The 14760-nt window shown below is 73.5% G+C and carries 15 protein-coding genes; 10 read left to right on the top strand and 5 right to left on the bottom strand.

The genetic code is table 11. From position 1 onward, the window contains the following. Window positions 1–529 precede the first annotated feature (529 nt). Window positions 530–1732, bottom strand: coding sequence for a trans-sulfuration enzyme family protein (locus E9998_RS23265; protein ID WP_136532124.1), 1203 nt, complete (start codon window positions 1730–1732; stop codon window positions 530–532). A gap of 98 nt (window positions 1733–1830) precedes the next feature. On the opposite strand from E9998_RS23265, the gene E9998_RS23260 reads away from it, so the two are divergent. The 6 genes from E9998_RS23260 to E9998_RS23235 all read left to right on the top strand — a co-directional run bounded on the left by E9998_RS23260 (window position 1831) and on the right by E9998_RS23235 (window position 6888). Then, window positions 1831–2325: an Lrp/AsnC family transcriptional regulator gene (locus E9998_RS23260; protein WP_136532122.1), complete on the top strand. Its 495-nt coding sequence runs from the start codon at window positions 1831–1833 to the stop codon at window positions 2323–2325. 100 nt (window positions 2326–2425) lie between these two features. After that, window positions 2426–3460: a LacI family DNA-binding transcriptional regulator gene (locus E9998_RS23255; protein WP_136532120.1), complete on the top strand. Its 1035-nt coding sequence runs from the start codon at window positions 2426–2428 to the stop codon at window positions 3458–3460. A 62-nt stretch (window positions 3461–3522) separates the two neighbouring features. Next, a complete protein-coding gene (locus E9998_RS23250) occupies window positions 3523–4293 on the top strand; it encodes a ThuA domain-containing protein (protein ID WP_136532118.1) in 771 nt (256 codons plus the stop codon). After that, window positions 4290–5399, top strand: a complete 1110-nt coding sequence (locus E9998_RS23245; protein ID WP_136532116.1) for a Gfo/Idh/MocA family protein — start codon at window positions 4290–4292, stop codon at window positions 5397–5399. Before E9998_RS23250 ends, E9998_RS23245 begins: the two co-directional genes overlap by 4 nt. 26 nt (window positions 5400–5425) lie before the next feature. Next, on the top strand, window positions 5426–6568 hold the full coding sequence (locus E9998_RS23240) for a Gfo/Idh/MocA family protein (RefSeq protein ID WP_136532140.1): 1143 nt from the start codon (window positions 5426–5428) through the stop codon (window positions 6566–6568). Between the two features lie 83 nt (window positions 6569–6651). Further along, window positions 6652–6888, top strand: a complete 237-nt coding sequence (locus E9998_RS23235; protein WP_136532114.1) for a hypothetical protein — start codon at window positions 6652–6654, stop codon at window positions 6886–6888. Here E9998_RS23235 and E9998_RS23230 read toward each other — a convergent pair whose 3' ends face one another. Both E9998_RS23230 and E9998_RS23225 read right to left on the bottom strand, forming a co-directional pair. Continuing rightward, a complete protein-coding gene (locus E9998_RS23230; protein WP_136532112.1) occupies window positions 6889–7533 on the bottom strand; it encodes a response regulator in 645 nt (214 codons plus the stop codon). Beyond that, window positions 7530–8636, bottom strand: coding sequence for a sensor histidine kinase (locus tag E9998_RS23225; protein WP_136532110.1), 1107 nt, complete (start codon window positions 8634–8636; stop codon window positions 7530–7532). The genes E9998_RS23230 and E9998_RS23225 overlap by 4 nt, the downstream gene beginning before the upstream one ends. A 133-nt stretch (window positions 8637–8769) precedes the next feature. Between E9998_RS23225 and E9998_RS23220 the strand changes: the two genes are divergently transcribed. The 4 genes from E9998_RS23220 (at window position 8770) to E9998_RS23205 (ending at window position 12483) form a co-directional block, all read left to right on the top strand. Further along, complete coding sequence (locus E9998_RS23220; protein ID WP_136532109.1) at window positions 8770–9744, top strand: ABC transporter ATP-binding protein; 975 nt, start codon at window positions 8770–8772, stop codon at window positions 9742–9744. After that, complete coding sequence (locus tag E9998_RS23215; RefSeq protein WP_136532107.1) at window positions 9741–10535, top strand: ABC transporter permease; 795 nt, start codon at window positions 9741–9743, stop codon at window positions 10533–10535. Before E9998_RS23220 ends, E9998_RS23215 begins: the two co-directional genes overlap by 4 nt. A gap of 86 nt (window positions 10536–10621) precedes the next feature. Beyond that, window positions 10622–10993, top strand: a complete 372-nt coding sequence (locus E9998_RS23210) for a hypothetical protein (RefSeq protein ID WP_136532105.1) — start codon at window positions 10622–10624, stop codon at window positions 10991–10993. Between the two features lie 113 nt (window positions 10994–11106). Then, entirely contained in the window at window positions 11107–12483 is a 1377-nt protein-coding gene (locus tag E9998_RS23205; protein WP_136532103.1) for an NADP-dependent succinic semialdehyde dehydrogenase, read from the top strand. A gap of 2 nt (window positions 12484–12485) precedes the next feature. On the opposite strand, the gene E9998_RS23200 is transcribed toward E9998_RS23205, so the two are convergent. Together E9998_RS23200 and E9998_RS23195 are read right to left on the bottom strand one after the other, a co-directional pair. Beyond that, complete coding sequence (locus E9998_RS23200) at window positions 12486–14036, bottom strand: phytoene desaturase family protein (RefSeq protein WP_136532101.1); 1551 nt, start codon at window positions 14034–14036, stop codon at window positions 12486–12488. A gap of 29 nt (window positions 14037–14065) precedes the next feature. After that, the gene (locus E9998_RS23195) at window positions 14066–14758 is read right to left on the bottom strand and encodes a hypothetical protein (protein ID WP_136532099.1); all 693 of its coding nucleotides are present in this window, start codon (window positions 14756–14758) and stop codon (window positions 14066–14068) included. Window positions 14759–14760 lie beyond the last annotated feature (2 nt).

Here is a 14760-nt window from a genome sequence, read left to right as displayed (position 1 = left end):
CTGCAGCCCCTCTGACAAGTCAAAGACCGGGCCGAAGCAGCACAACCAGGCGGGCGCCGGCCCGGAGCCCGGCGCCAACCGCACAGCTCGTTGTCGCCGCCCGCTCTGAGGCCGAGCAAAGCCGACCCGGCCCCGGCCTCGGCGCTGCGACTGCGCGAAGGGCTCGCCGCATTGTCGCCGTCCGCCTCACCTTGGCCGCTCTCGTCGCCTGCCTTGAGGCCGAACGAAACCTGTACACCCTTGAAAGCGGCATGGTCGGTCTCGGCGGGCTGTTGCAGCGGCTGGGGCTGCTCATCGGTCTCGGATGGATGACCGCCGTCGGGCTTCGGCTCCGGAGGGCTCACCGCGCGACGTCCCGTAAGGACCGGCAACCCGTCTGAAAGGCGCCATTGCTGACCGCGGCGCGAGCGGGACACTTTGACCGAGCTGCGCGGCGATCGGACCTTGTTTGGCCCTCGCCGCCTACCTGCCCGTTCCACGGCGAGCGGCAACGTTGAACGAAACTGCGGCCGAGCTGCGGATCTGCGGGTCAGGCCGGGATCGCTTCGGCGCGTTCCGGAGTACGGACCGTGAGGGCCCGGTCGAGGTCGGTCATGAGGTCCTCGGGGGCTTCGAGGCCGATCGAGAGCCGGATGAGGCTGGCGGCGGGCCGCGCTTCGGGCGCGACCGGCCGGTGTGTCAGGGCCGCAGGATGCTGGACGAGCGAGTCGACCCCGCCGAGCGAGACGGCGTGGGTGAACAGGCGGACCGCCGAGGTGACCCGCTGGGCCGCTTCGTATCCGCCGCGGAGGTCGACCGCGATCATCGCGCCGGGCCCGCGCATCTGCGAGCCGAGGAGGCCGCGGGGGTCCTCGGCGAGGCCGGGGTGGTGCACGCGCGCCACCTCAGGGTGCGTCGCGAGCCAGTCGGCGACGCGTCGCGCGCCCTCCTGCTGGGTGCGGACCCGGATCGGGAGCGTCGCGAGTCCCCTGTGGAGCAGATAGGCGCCGAGCGGGTGGAGGAGCCCGCCGGTGACGGCGCGGACGCGGCGCAGCGCCTCGGCGGTGGACTCGTCGCAGGCCACGACGCCCGCGACGACGTCGCCGTGGCCGCCGAGGTACTTCGTCGCGCTGTGGAGCACCATCGCGGCGCCGAAGTCGGCGGGGTTCTGGAGCACCGGGGTCGCGAAGGTGTTGTCCACGAGCACCGGGACCGGCCCGGCGGCCTCGACCACCGCGCGGATGTCGACCAGGTCCAGGGTCGGGTTCGCGGGGGTCTCCAGGACGACCAGCGCCGTGTCGGGCCGGATTGCGGCGGCGACGCCCTCGGCGGTGCAGTAGGCGGTCTCGGTGCCGAGCAGGCCCGTCGCCAGCAGGTGGTCGGTGCCGCCGTACAGGGGCCGGACGGCGAGAACGTGGCGGCGGCCCTCGGCCGTGGCCGCCAGGATCGCCGCGGTCATCGCGGCCATGCCCGAGGCGAACGCGACCGCCGCACCGGTGTGCTCCAGCTGCGCCAGCGCCGACTCGAACCGGGCCACCGTGGGGTTCCACAGGCGCGCGTAGACCGCGCCGCCCTCGGCGGTCGGCCTGCCGCCGGTGGCCATGGCCTCGTAGGACAGGCCCCCGGCCTCGATGTCGGGGAGCGGGTTGGTCGAGGAGAGGTCGATCGGGAGGGCGTGGACGCCGAGGCCGGCGAGGTCCTCGCGGCCCGCGTGCACGGCGAGGGTGTCCGGTTGCAGCCACGGCGAAGTCATGCCCAGACTGTAGGGAGAACCGCAGCCAGGTGCAATACTCGCCGAAGGAACATCAGTCGTCGGCCGATATCGGTGAAGATTCGGCGGAGGGAGTCGTCATGGCGGGCGCGCAGCCGAAGAAAACGCAAGGGCCGGTCGCGCTGGACGGGACGGACCTGGCGATCCTCGCCGCGCTCGTCGAGGACGGGCGGGCGACGAACGCCGCCATCGCCGCCCGCGCGGGCGTGGCCGAGTCGACCTGCGCGTACCGGGTCCGGGCCCTGCGCGAATCGGGTGTGGTCGCGGGCGTGCGCGCCCGGATCTCGCCGGAGGCCCTGGGCCGTCCGCTGCACGCGATCATCAAGGTGCGCTTGGGAAGCCACAACCGCGAGCATGTGCACCACCTCTACGACCGGCTGGCCGGACTGCCGGGGGCCCTGACGGTCTTCCACGTGGGCGGCGACGACGACTTCCTCCTCCACGTGGCGGTCGCCGGACCTGAAGCCCTGCGCGACCTCATCCTGGAGCACGTCACCGTGCACCCGATGGTGCGCCAGACCGAGACGCAGCTGGTGTTCGAGGTCCGGGAGGGCCGGGGCGTCCTGCCCGGGTGAGACCGGGCCGCGAACGCGGTTGACCGTAGCTCATGTTTATGCTTAAAATCGCTCCCGGCGCGGACCCGCGCCGCGCCCGCGACCGAACGGAGGACGGCGCATGAGCACCGCCCCGTCGCGGCGCAAGCCGAGCATGTCCGACGTCGCCGAACGCGCGGGCGTGTCCGTCATGACCGTCTCCAACGTCATCAACCGCCCCGAGGTCGTCGCCGAGGCCACCCGCGCGAAGGTCCACGAGGCCATGCGGGAGCTGCGCTACCGCAACAACCTCGTCGCCCGCAGCCTCAGACTCGCCCAGCCCCGCCAGATCGGCTACGTCCTGCCCGCCCTCGACCGCTCCGGCAACCCCTACATGGACGCGTTCCTCCACGACCTCGCCACCCGCTGCCAGGCCGCCGACCGCAACCTCACTCTCCTGACCGAGCGCGACCCCGACGCTCTCATGACCGCCTGCGAGGACCTGTACTTCGGCCAGTCCGTGGCCGGGTTCGTGCTTTCCAACATCGGCTCTGAAGACCGCCGACCGGCCGAACTCCTGCGCCGCAGCATTCCCTTCGCCGCCTACGGGCGGACCGCCGAGGCCTTCGCGAGCCCCTGGAGCTGGGTCGAAGGCGACGCCGCGTTCGGCATGGAACTCGCCGTCGACCACCTCGCCGACCTCGGGCACCGCGAACTCGCCTTCGTCGGCGCCCACCTGACGAGCGTCACGATGGGCCAGCGCGAGCACGGCTACCGCACCGCATGCACGCGCAGGGGCCTCGCCTCCTCCACCGCCGAGCGCCGCATCGTCCACTCCGGCAGCGACCTCGCCTCGGGCGTGCGCGCCACCGCCGACCTCCTCGACGCGGCCTCCCCGCCCACGGCCATCGTGTGCGTCTCCGACCAGCTCGCGGCGGGCGCTGTCATCGCCCTCCAGGCCCGCGGCCTCGCCCCCGGCCGAGACGTCGCGGTCACCGGCTACGACGACACGCCGCTCACCTCGTTCGGGACCGTCGGCATCACCTCGGTGCGCCAGGACTCGGCGGGCATCGCCGAAGCGCTCGTGCGCCTGGTCATCGACCGACCTGACGAACCCGAGCACGTGCTGCTGGAACCCGCGCTCGCGGTCCGGTCGAGCACCGACCCGGACGCGTGAGGCGAACCGGCCCGAACGCCACCACAAGTTTTTAAGCTCACAACCGACTGAAGGAGACCGACATGACGAACGAACCGATCCGCGTGGTCGTGTGGGGGGAGAACCGCCACGAGCAGGTCGAGCCGTCCGTGGCCGAGCGCTACCCCGACGGGATGCACGGCGCCATCGCCAACGGCGCGGGCGAATGGCTCGGCGAGAAGGCCGTGTTCACCACCCACACCCTCGACGAGCCCGAGCACGGCCTCACCGGCGACGTCCTCGCCGAGACCGACGTGCTCGTGTGGTGGGGCCACGCCGCCCACCACGAGGTGAGCGACGAAGTGGTCGAACGCGTCCACAAGCACGTCCTCGCGGGCATGGGCCTGGTCGTGCTCCACTCCGGGCACTGGTCGAAGATCTTCACCAAGCTCATGGGCACCACCTGCACGCTGCGCTGGCGCAGCGAGCACGACCGCGAACTGGTCTGGACCGTCAACCCGCAGCACCCGATCGCCCGCGGCATCCCCAACCCGATCGTCATCCCCGAGCAGGAGATGTACGGCGAGTACTTCGACGTGCCGACCCCCGACGAACTGATCTTCATCTCCGGGTTCACCGGCGGCGAGGTCTTCCGCTCCGGCATGACCTACCGGCGCGGCTTCGGCCGGATCTTCTACTTCAGCCCCGGCGACCAGGACTTCCCGGTCTACCACCACCCCGACGTCAACCACGTCATCGCCAACGGCATCGAATGGGCCCGCCCCGACCGCGAGCGCGAGACCCCCACCCTGCTGCGCTACGAGACCGACGACTTCTTCAACGGCCAGGGCTACCGCGGGGCGTTCGAGCGATGAGCTTCTCCACAGTCGACGCCGAAGGGCCGCTCCGCCTCGTCGTCGCCGGCGCCGGCGGCATGGGCCGCGCCTGGATGCACACCATCGAGGCCGACCCGGACGCCGAGCTCGTCGGCATCGCCGACCTGTTCCCGGCCGCGACGGAGGCGGCCGCGGCCGACCTCGGCCGCGACCTGCCCACCGGCACCGACGCGGTCGAACTGGCCCGGCGCACCGGCGCGCACGCCCTGGTGAACGCCACCATTCCCGAAGCGCACCACCCGGTCACGATCGCCGCGCTCGCCGCGGGCCTCCCGGTCCTGGGGGAGAAGCCGGTGGCCGCCACCGTCGCCGAGGGCCTGGCGCTGGCCGCCGCGGCCGAACGGACCGGGCTGCTGTTCATGGTCAGCCAGTCCCGCCGATACAACCGGGGCCTGTTCCAGGCCAAGGCGCGGCTCGCGGCGCTGGGACGCGTCGGCATCGTCGCGGTCGACTTCTTCAAGGCGCCGCGCTTCGGAGGGTTCCGCGACGAGATGGACTCGCCGCTGCTGCTGGACATGGCGATCCACCAGTTCGACATGGCCCGCTTCCTCCTCGACGCCGACCCGGTCGCGGTCGTCTGCGAGGAGTACAACCCGCCGTGGTCGTGGTACGCCGGGAACGCGGCGGCGACGGCGACCTTCGAGATGGAGGGCGGCGCGCGGTTCACGTTCAACGGCTCGTGGTGCAGTCCCGGCTTCGAGACCTCCTGGAACGGCGCGTGGCGCGTCTCGGCCGAGCACGGCACCGCCGTGTGGGACGGCGAGGGCGACGCGACCGCCGACCCGGACTCGGGGGCGGCGGCCGAGGACCCCGGCGACGGCATCGCCGGGTCGCTGCGCGAGTTCACCGCCGCGCTGCGCACCGGCCGCGAGCCGATGGGCCGGGTGCACGCCAACGTCATGAGCCTCGCGATGGTCGAGGCCGCGGTCCAGAGCGCCGCGAGCGGTACCCGGGTCGCGGTGGACGACGTGCTGGCCCGCTCCTACGACGCCGCGGTGGCCGCCGAGCGGGACGCGGACCTGCTCGCGGTCATGAAATCCTGGACCTCCGTCCGTGATGCATTGAGCCAGAAGGAGGCGCAGTGAGCGCACCCGATACCCTCCGCGTCGGCATGGTCGGCTACGCCTTCATGGGCGCGGCCCACTCCCACGCCTGGCGGACCGCCCCGCGGTTCTTCGACCTGCCGCTGGCGCCGCGGATGACCGCGATCGCCGGTCGCGACGCCGAACGCGTGGCCGCCGCCGCCGACAAGTACGGCTGGGAGTCCAGCGAGACGGACTGGCGCCGTCTCGTCGAGCGCGACGACATCGACCTGATCGACGTGTGCGTGCCCGGGAACCTCCACGCCGAGATCACGATCGCGGCGCTGGAGGCGGGCAAGCACGTGCTGTGCGAGAAGCCCCTCGCGAACTCCGTGGAGGAGGCCGAGCGCATGACGGCCGCCGCCGCGGCCGCCCGCGAGCGCGGCGTGTTCGCCATGTGCGGCTTCAGCTACCGGCGCACCCCCGCGCTCTCGCTCGCGAAGCGGCTCGTGGACTCCGGCGCGCTGGGCCCGATCCGCCACGTCCGCGCGCAGTACCTCCAGGACTGGCTCACCGACGAGAACGCGCCGCTGACCTGGCGCCTCGACAAGTCCAAGTCCGGTTCGGGCTCCCTGGGGGACATCGGCGCGCACGTCATCGACGCCGCGCAGTGGATCTCCGGCACGAACCTCACCGGCGTCTCGGCGCTGCTGGAGACCTTCGTGAAGGAGCGTCCCGTCGGCGGCGACTTCGTGGGCCTCGGCGGCCACGGCGGCACCGACGGGCCGAAAGGTCCGGTCACGGTGGACGACGTCGCGGCCTTCACCGCCCGGTTCGAGGGCGGCGCGGTCGGCGTGTTCGAGGCGACCCGCTTCGCCCTCGGCCGCAAGAACGCGATGCGCCTGGAGCTCAACGGCACCAAGGCCTCCCTCGCGTTCGACTTCGAGGACATGAACGCGCTGTCGTTCTACGACAGGGCCGACGAGCCGAACGCGGGCTTCCGCCGCATCCAGGCCACCGAGCCCGAGCACCCGTACACCGGGAACTGGTGGCCGGTGGGCCACGGCCTCGGCTACGAGCACGGCTTCACCCACCAGGTGGTCGACCTCGTCGGGTCCATCGCCGCGGGGGAGCAGCCCGAGCCGTCCTTCGAGGACGCCCTCCAGGTGCAGCGCGTCCTCGCCGCGGTCGAGGCCAGCGCCGCCGACGAGAGCCGCTGGACCGCCGTCTGACGCACGACAGGGGACCGGGTCGCAGCGCGGCCCGGTCCCCTTGCGTCCCATCCCTACACTGGGCCCCTATTCGGGAGGCTGGAATGCGGCGAGGGATCTGCGTCAAGTGCGGGAGCGACCGGATCTACGTGCTGGGCGCCTACACGGCCGAGCCCGACCTGCGACTGTCCTGGCGTCCGACCCTCAAGGCCGACAGCCATTTCCTGGTCTGCCACGCCTGCGGATACGTCGAGCGGTACCTCAACGCCGACCGCCTCCACCTGCTCCCGGGGATCGGCACGCCGCTCAGCGAGGCGCAGCGGCAGGCCGCGGGCGGCTGATCAGCCCAGCAGTCCGTGGTGCAGGGCCCGCAGGACCGCCCTGGTGCGGTCGCGGGTGCCGAGCTTCAAGAGCACGCTGGAGACGTGGTTCTTCACGGTCCCCTCGGCGAGGAACAGCGCCTCGGCGATCTCGCGGTTGCTGTACCCCGCCGCCAGGAGCCCGAGCACGTCGGTCTCGCGCTCGGTGAGCGGCGTCGGCGGCGCCCCGGCCTCGTCCTGGGGCGCCTCGCGCCGCAGGGACCGCAGGAGCCGGTCGGTGATGGCCGGGCGCAGCATCGTCCCGCCCTCGGCGAGGGTCCGCACCGCGCTCACCAGCTGGTCGAGCGTCACGTCCTTGAGCAGGTACCCCTTCGCGCCCGCGCGGATCGCCTCGATCGCCAGCTCGTCGTCGTCGAACGTGGTGAGCACCAGGACCGGCACGTCGATGCCGCTGTCTCGCAACGCGTTCAGGGTCCAGATCCCGTCGTGGCGGGGCATCCGCAGGTCGAGCAGCACCACGTCGGGCCGGGCCTCGCCGATCGCCGCGAGGGCGCCCATGCCGTCGTCGGCCTCGGCGACCACCTCGACCTCGTCGCTGAGGTCGAGCAGCCGCTTGACGCCCTCGCGCACCAGGTGCTGGTCGTCGACGAGGCACACGCGGATCACGCCGGCACCGCCGCCCGCACCCGGAAGCCGTCCTCGCCGGAGAACTCGGCGGTCCCGCCGAGGGCCGCGACGCGCTCGGCCATGCCCACGAGCCCGTTGCCGGGCGCGAAGTCCCGCGCGCCGAGGCCGTCGTCCCGGGCGTCGAAGACGATCCGGTCCCCTTCGGCGTCGATCGCGATCCACAGGTTCGCCGCGCGCGAGTGCCGGATCGCGTTCGTGACCACCTCCTGGACGCATCGCAGCAGCGCCCGCGTGACCTCGGCGTCGGCCTCGACCCGCTCGTCGATGCGCAGGTGCACCGTGGGCGCGGGCAGGTCGGCGACCACCGTTTCGAGGACCTCGCGCAGGCGCGGCCCGGTGCGGCGCATCTCGCCGACGCTCGCGCGGACCTCGCCGAGCAGCTCGCGCGTGACGGCCTTGGCCCGGTCGATCGGCTCGGCCGACTCCGGACCGGCCCGGTGCGAGGCGATCTCCAGTTCCAGTGCCAGCACGGTGAGTTGGTGGCCGACGGCGTCGTGCAGCTCCCGGGCGATCCGCAGCCGCTCCTCGGTGCGGCTCGCCTCGGCCTGGAGCGCCGTCGCGGCCCGCAGCCGCACGTTGGCCTCGGCGATGCGCACCCGCGACTCGATGACCCGCTGGTGCGCCCGCACGGTGAGCACGCTCGCGGCCTGGAGCATGAGGTACAGGCCCGCGACCATGCCGACCTCGAACGCGGCGCTCCCGGTGAGCGCGCTCGCCGCGCCCACCACGGCGGTGTTGGCCGCGACGATCCCCGCCGACACCCGCGGCGGCACCTGGTAGGCGGCCACCGCGACCGACAGGACCAGCAGGATCGGCGTCCAGCCCATCCCCGGCGCGGTCAGCACGAGCACCGGCCCGAGCACCGACTGGCCCGCGAGCGCCGCGAGCCCGGCCCGCCGCGGCATCACCTCGGCGAGCCACATGGTCGACAGGAACGCCGCGGTGAACGCCGCGTAGACCGCCAGCCACCAGCCGACCGGCAGCGCCCCCGAGGCGTGGCCCGAGAGCACCGGCACGGGCAGGACCAGGCACACGAGCGTCACGAAGACCCCGCCCCACGCGTCAGCGCTCAACCGTCCCATCCCGTCCAGCCTAAACGCCCGCACGCCCCCTCCGCCCCTGCCGGAAGTCACGGACCCCTTCCATGACCTCTCGCACGCGCGCCGCACCCGCCTTGACCCCTAGCGTCGAAGACCACCCGACACAGGAGGCCCCATGCCCGCCATAGAAGTCCGCGGCCTGCACAAGCGCTACAAGGACACCGTCGCCGTCGAGGACGTGAGCCTCACCGTCGAGGAAGGGGAGATCTACGGCATCCTCGGACGCAACGGCGCCGGGAAGACCACCACCGTCGAGGCCGTCGCGGGCCTGCGCCGCCCCGACCGCGGCGAGGTGCGCGTCTTCGGCCTCGACCCGCGCCGCGACCGGCGCGTCCGGCAGCTTCTCGGCGTGCAGCTCCAGGAGGCCGCGCTCCACTCCTCGCTCACCGTCCGCGAACTGGTGCGCCTGCACCGCAGCTTCCACCGCGACGGCGCCGACCCCGACGAGCTCATCGAACTCGTCGGCCTCGCCGACCGGCGCCGCACCCGCTTCGAGAAGCTCTCCGGCGGCCAGCAGCAGCGCCTCAACATCGCGCTCGCGCTCGTCGGGAGGCCCAGGGCCGTCATCCTCGACGAACTGACCACCGGCCTCGACCCCGCGGCCCGCCGCCACATGTGGGAGGCCGTCGCCGGACTGCGCGACAGGGGCGTCACCGTCGTCCTCGTCAGCCACCACATGGAGGAGGTCGAGCGGCTCTGCGACCGCCTGGCCCTCATCGAGCGGGGCCGCGTCGCCGCCGTCGACACCCCCGACGGGCTCGTCGCCCGCGCGGGCCTCGACCAGGTGGTGCGCTTCCGCACCCGCGACCCGTTCGACCCGGCGCTCCTCGACGGTGTCGCCGAAGTGCGGGCCGTCCGCACCGAGGACGGCCTGGTCACCGCCACGGGCACCGGCGAGCTCCTGCACGCGGTGAGCACCGCCCTCGTCACCGCCGGCGTCGCCGCGCTCGACACGACCTACCGCCGGGCCGGACTCGAAGACGCCTTCCTCGCCCTGACCGGCAGCCCCTTCGACCCCGCCTCCTCCTACCCCGCCTCCGCCTCCTCCTACCTCGCCGACGACGCGAACCGCGAAGGGACCGAACGATGACCGACACCGCGCTGCCGCCCGCCCGCCGCCCCGGCCCCCGCGCCTGGGCCGCGCTCGTCGCCGCCGAAGGCCAGATGGTCGTCCGCGACACCGCCGGCCTCGTCATCCCCCTCGGCCTGCCCCTGCTCACCCTCGTCATGCACGGCCTCGGCACCACCGGCGCCTCCGAACCCGGCGACGCACCCGATCCCGCCCAGGCCGCCGCGATCTTCGAACGCTACGTCGTCCCGCTCGTGCTCACCCTCGTCATCGCCACGATCGGCGTCGTGAACATGCCGAGCTTCCTCGCCTACTACCGCCGCACCCACGTGCTGCGCCGACTCGCCGTCACCCCCGCGAACCCCGGGATGATCCTGGCCGCGCAGGTGGTCGTGAGCGTCCTCCAGTCCGCCGTGGGGATCGCGCTCGGCGTCGCCGCCGCCACCGCCTGGTTCGGCGTCGGCGCCCCCGCCCGCCCCGGCGCCGCCCTCGCCGTCCTCGGCCTCGCCGCCGCCGCGATGTACGCCCTCGGGATGCTCGTCGCAGCCGTCGCGCCGAGCGGCAACGCCGCCGTCGCGATCGGGCTCACCGTGTTCTTCGCGCTCGGCGCCACGGGCGGCATGTTCGGCCCCGTGTCGAACCTGCCGCGCCCGGTCGCCGCGGTCGGCGAGGCGCTGCCCTTCGGCGCCGCCGTCGACGCCGTGGGCCGGGCCTGGGCCGGCCTCCCCCAGGACCCCGCGAACCTCCTCGCGCTCGCCGCCGCCGTCCTCGTCTGCGGCGCGGTCGCCGTGAAGGCCTTCCGCTGGAACTGAGCGCCGACCCCGGGTTTTCCGCGGCCCCGGCCCGGGAACCCTTGTAGATTGACGCGGGAACGGGCGGCCCGAGCGAGGAGGCGACCATGCGAGCACGACAGGAAGCACGGGACGACGAGGCGGTGCCGGGCGTCGAAGCCGACGCGCTGCGCCTCTCCGACATGGAGGGCCGCGAGCGGGTCGACATGACCTCCTACCGCGGCTGGACGCCCGACGACGATGCACCGCCGCCGCACGCCTCGGTCTGCCGGGCCCGGCTCGTCCTCATCGGCGTCGCCGTCGGCCTCGCCGCCGCGGGCGCCCTCGCCGTCAAGCTCGCCTACGACCGCCGCAAGGCCGAGCAGGGGCACCGGCTCGTGGTCGCGCATCTGGAGGACGCCCGCTCCGCGCTCGTCTCGGCCGCGGGGGAGATCCCCGAACTCGGCCGCGAGGTCATCGACCGCGTCCGGCGCCGCTGACGCTCCACTCGCGACGCCCCTGCCGCCGCGCGTGACAGGGGCGCCCCGATCGCCTAAGGTTGTTACTCATCGGTAACCACTGGGGCCGCGCCCCGCGAGCGAACGGACGATCAATGGCGATTGCGACCATCAACCCCGCGACCGGCGCCACCGAACGCGAATTCGAACCCCACGGCCCTGCCGAGATTGAACGACGTATCGCCTTGGCGCACAAGGCCTTCACTGAACTCAAGGCCACCACCTTCGCCCAGCGCGCCGCATGGCTGCGCCGCGCCGCCGACCTCCTCGACGCCGAAGCCGAAGGCACCGCGCGCCTCCTCGTCGTCGAGATGGGCAAGCCCATCGCCCAGGCCGAAGCCGAGATCCGCAAGAGCGCCAAGGGACTGCGCTACTACGCCGACCACGCCGAGGCCTTCCTCGCCGACGAGCCCCTGGCCGACCCCGCCGCCGTCGGCGCCTCCCGCGCCTGGACCCGCTACGAGCCCCTCGGCCCCGTCCTCGCCGTCATGCCCTGGAACTTCCCCGTCTGGCAGGCCCTGCGCTTCGCCGCCCCCGCGCTGGCCGCCGGGAACACCGGGCTCCTCAAGCACGCCTCGAACGTCCCGCAGACCGCCCTGTACCTCGACGGCCTCTTCGAGCGGGCCGGGTTCCCAGTGGGTGCGTTCCAGGCGCTGCTCATCGGTTCGGGCGCCGTGGCCGCCGTGATCGAGGACCCGCGGGTGCGCGCGGTGACGCTCACCGGCTCGGAGGCCGCCGGGCGCTCGGTCGCGGCGGCGGCCGGCGCGGCGATCAAGAAGACCGTGCTCGAACTCGGCGGCTCGGACCCGTTCATCGTGCTGCCCTCGGCCGACCTCGACGCCGCCGTCGCCACGGCGGTCACGGCCCGCACCATCAACAACGGGCAGTCGTGCATCGCCGGGAAGCGGTTCATCGTCCACGCCGAGGTCTACGAGGAGTTCAGCCGCCGCTTCGCCGAGCGGATCGCGGCGCTGACCGTGGGCGACCCGCTCGACCCGGCCACCGAGGTCGGCCCGCTCGCCACCCGCGCGGGCCGCGACGAGCTCGCCGAACTCGTCCAGGACGCGGTCGCCAAGGGCGCCAAGGTCCTCGCGGGCGGCGCCGTGCCCGACCGCGAGGGCTGGTTCTACGAGCCGACCGTCCTCGCCGACCTCAGCGAGGACGCCCGCCTCGTGCAGGAGGAGGCGTTCGGTCCGGTCGCCGCTCTCTACCGCGCCGAGGACGCGGCCGACGCGGCGCGGATCGCGAACCAGACGACGTTCGGCCTGTCGAGTTCGGTGTGGACGAACGACGCCGAGGAGCAGGACTGGTTCGTGCGCAGCCTCGACGCGGGCGCGGTCTTCGTCAACGGCATGACCGTCTCGTTCCCCGAGCTGCCGTTCGGCGGCGTCAAGGCCTCCGGCTACGGCCGCGAGCTCGCCGCCGCGGGCATCCGCGAGTTCACGAACCTCAAGACCGTCTGGAAGGGCTGACCTCAGCCGTCCGCTTCGAGGACCGCCGCCGCGGCGTTGCGGCCGGGGATGCCGCTGACGCCGCCGCCCCTGGCCGCGCCCGCGCCGCACAGCAGCACGTTCGCGACCGCGGTCTCCACGCCCCAGCGCCCCGGCGCCTCCTCGGTGCGGTACGGCCAAGCGAGGTCGCGGTGGAAGATGTTGCCGCCGGGCAGGCGCAGGTCGCGTTCGAGGTCGACGGGCGTCTTCGCCTCGATGCACGGCGCGCCGTCCGCGTCGGTCGCGAGGCAGTCGGCGAGCGGCTCGTCCAGGTACGAGTCCAGTTCCCGCACCGTCGCGTCGAGCAGCGCGGCCCGCGCCTCCCGGTTCGCGGCCTTGCCGCCCGCGAACAGCCGCGCGGGCGCGTGGAGCCCGAACAGCGTGAGCGTCTGGTAGCCCCGGCCCGCCAGGTCACCGCCCAGAATGGACGGATCGGACAGGGAGTGGCAGTAGATCTCCGAGGGCGGGCGGGAGGGCAGCCGCCCGGCGGCGGCCTCCTCGTACGCGGCCTCCAACTGCGCGAAGGACTCCGAGACGTGGAACGTCCCCGCGAACGCCTCCCGCGGGTCGACGCCGGTGTCCTTGAGCCGCGGCAGCCGCTTCAGCAGCATGTTCACCTTCAGTTGCGCCCCTTCGGCCTTCGGGGGAGCGGGCTCGCCCAGGAGCGCCGCGAGCGCCTCGGGGGAGGCGTTGACGAGGACGCGGCGGGCCGCGACCGCGCCGGTGCCCTCCGCGTTCGCGAACGCGACCTCGGCCGCGGTCCCGTCCGAGACGATCGCCGTCGCCTCGTAGCCCGTGAGGATCTCGGCGCCCGCCGCCCTCGCGACGGCCGCCAGTTCGTCGGTGAGCGCCCCCATGCCGCCGATCGGCACGTCCCAGTCCCCGGTCCCGCCGCCGACCACGTGGTAGAGAAAGGTGCGGTTCTGCCGCAGGTCCTCGGCCCACGCGGAGGTGAAGGTCCCTATGAGGCCGTCGGTGAGCGCGACGCCGCGCACGAGGTCGTCGGCGAACGCCGCCGTGATCGATTCGCCCAGGGGCGCTTCGAAGAACCGGTCCCAGTCCTCCCCGACTCGCTCGCGCAGCGCCGCTTTCGTCGGCAGCGGCTCGGTGAGCGTGGGGAACACCGCGCGGGCCACGCGCGCGGCCGAGCCGTAGAACTCGCGCCACGCCTCGTACTCGGCGTCCGAACCCGTCAAGGCCCTGAAGGACGCGCGGGTGCGGGCCTCGTCGCGCTGCACGAGCAGCCCGGTCGCGCCGGTCGGCGTGTACGAGGAGACGCTGCGGCGCCGGGTCCGGAACCGCAGCCCCAGGTCCTCCACGATGGACTTCGGCAGCAGGCTCACCAGGTACGAGTAGCGCGACAGCCGCGCGTCGACCCCCGCGAACGCCTTCGTAGAGACCGCGGCGCCGCCGGTGCGGCCCAACCGCTCCAGGACCAGGACGCGCTTTCCCGCGCGGGCGAGGTAGGCCGCCGCGACCAGTCCGTTGTGTCCGCCGCCGACGACGACGGCGTCATAGTGCTCGTGCTGAGGCATGTCCATTCCTAACACGCCCCGCGCACCGCTCAGGCGGTCTCCCACGGCACGTCGGCGCCGAAGCTCGCGCCGAGCAGGCGCACCAGGTTCCAGTGGTCGTCGTCCTCGGCGTCGATGCCGTCGAGGAGGAGCCGGGCGGGCGGGAACGGGCGGCCGGTGCGCAGGCCGGTGAGTTCGAGCAGCCGCTCGCGTCCCGGCCCCGCCTCGCCGTCGAGGCAGGCCAGCGCCTCGCGGAGCGCGGGCGCGAACGTGCCGGGCTCCCAGAGCGCCTCGATCTCGTCGAGCTCGATCGTCAGGTACGCGCCGGGCGAGCGTTCGACGGCGCGGCGCAGGAGCGCGGCGTGCTCGTCGAGCGCGCCTTCGGCGGCGAAGAGGCGGTTGAGGACCGGCACGGCGGCGTCGAGTCCCGCGAGCGCCGCGCCCTTCTCGGCGAGCGGCGCGGCGGCCTCGACGGTCTCGCTCGCGCCCGCCTCCGGGTCGGGGACGACCTCGACGAACTCGCCGCGTGCGAAGTCGAACTCGGCGACGACGGCGCTCGCGTCGGTCTCGACGGTGATGGACTGCTCGGCGATGTCGCCGGGGCGGAACATCGCGAGCCACAGCAGCGGGACGGCCCGCACGTCGAAGGCCACGACACCCGTCGCGGCGTCGAAGGCCGCGTCGGTGGTGGAGGGGTAGAGGGTCCGCAGCCCGGTCGAGCACAGGTACGAGGAGTTCGGCATGG

It is taken from the genome of Glycomyces paridis, from assembly GCF_004912155.1.
Lineage (GTDB): Bacteria > Actinomycetota > Actinomycetes > Mycobacteriales > Micromonosporaceae > Glycomyces > Glycomyces paridis.
The sequence above is the reverse complement of the archived record's forward strand: the minus strand, read 5'-3'. Positions and strand labels throughout refer to the sequence as shown.

What these genes read in the sequence shown, in the direction of transcription:
- E9998_RS23205 (WP_136532103.1), top strand. Translation starts at nt 11,107, where the DNA reads ATGGCGATTGCGACCATCAACCCCGCGACCGGCGCCACCGAACGCGAA.
- E9998_RS23260 (WP_136532122.1), top strand. Translation starts at nt 1,831, where the DNA reads ATGGCGGGCGCGCAGCCGAAGAAAACGCAAGGGCCGGTCGCGCTGGAC.
- E9998_RS23195 (WP_136532099.1), bottom strand. Translation starts at nt 14,758, where the DNA reads ATGCCGAACTCCTCGTACCTGTGCTCGACCGGGCTGCGGACCCTCTAC.
- E9998_RS23255 (WP_136532120.1), top strand. Translation starts at nt 2,426, where the DNA reads ATGAGCACCGCCCCGTCGCGGCGCAAGCCGAGCATGTCCGACGTCGCC.
- E9998_RS23200 (WP_136532101.1), bottom strand. Translation starts at nt 14,036, where the DNA reads ATGCCTCAGCACGAGCACTATGACGCCGTCGTCGTCGGCGGCGGACAC.
- E9998_RS23265 (WP_136532124.1), bottom strand. Translation starts at nt 1,732, where the DNA reads ATGACTTCGCCGTGGCTGCAACCGGACACCCTCGCCGTGCACGCGGGC.
- E9998_RS23245 (WP_136532116.1), top strand. Translation starts at nt 4,290, where the DNA reads ATGAGCTTCTCCACAGTCGACGCCGAAGGGCCGCTCCGCCTCGTCGTC.
- E9998_RS23225 (WP_136532110.1), bottom strand. Translation starts at nt 8,636, where the DNA reads ATGGGACGGTTGAGCGCTGACGCGTGGGGCGGGGTCTTCGTGACGCTC.
- E9998_RS23235 (WP_136532114.1), top strand. Translation starts at nt 6,652, where the DNA reads ATGCGGCGAGGGATCTGCGTCAAGTGCGGGAGCGACCGGATCTACGTG.
- E9998_RS23250 (WP_136532118.1), top strand. Translation starts at nt 3,523, where the DNA reads ATGACGAACGAACCGATCCGCGTGGTCGTGTGGGGGGAGAACCGCCAC.
- E9998_RS23220 (WP_136532109.1), top strand. Translation starts at nt 8,770, where the DNA reads ATGCCCGCCATAGAAGTCCGCGGCCTGCACAAGCGCTACAAGGACACC.
- E9998_RS23215 (WP_136532107.1), top strand. Translation starts at nt 9,741, where the DNA reads ATGACCGACACCGCGCTGCCGCCCGCCCGCCGCCCCGGCCCCCGCGCC.
- E9998_RS23240 (WP_136532140.1), top strand. Translation starts at nt 5,426, where the DNA reads ATGGTCGGCTACGCCTTCATGGGCGCGGCCCACTCCCACGCCTGGCGG.
- E9998_RS23210 (WP_136532105.1), top strand. Translation starts at nt 10,622, where the DNA reads ATGCGAGCACGACAGGAAGCACGGGACGACGAGGCGGTGCCGGGCGTC.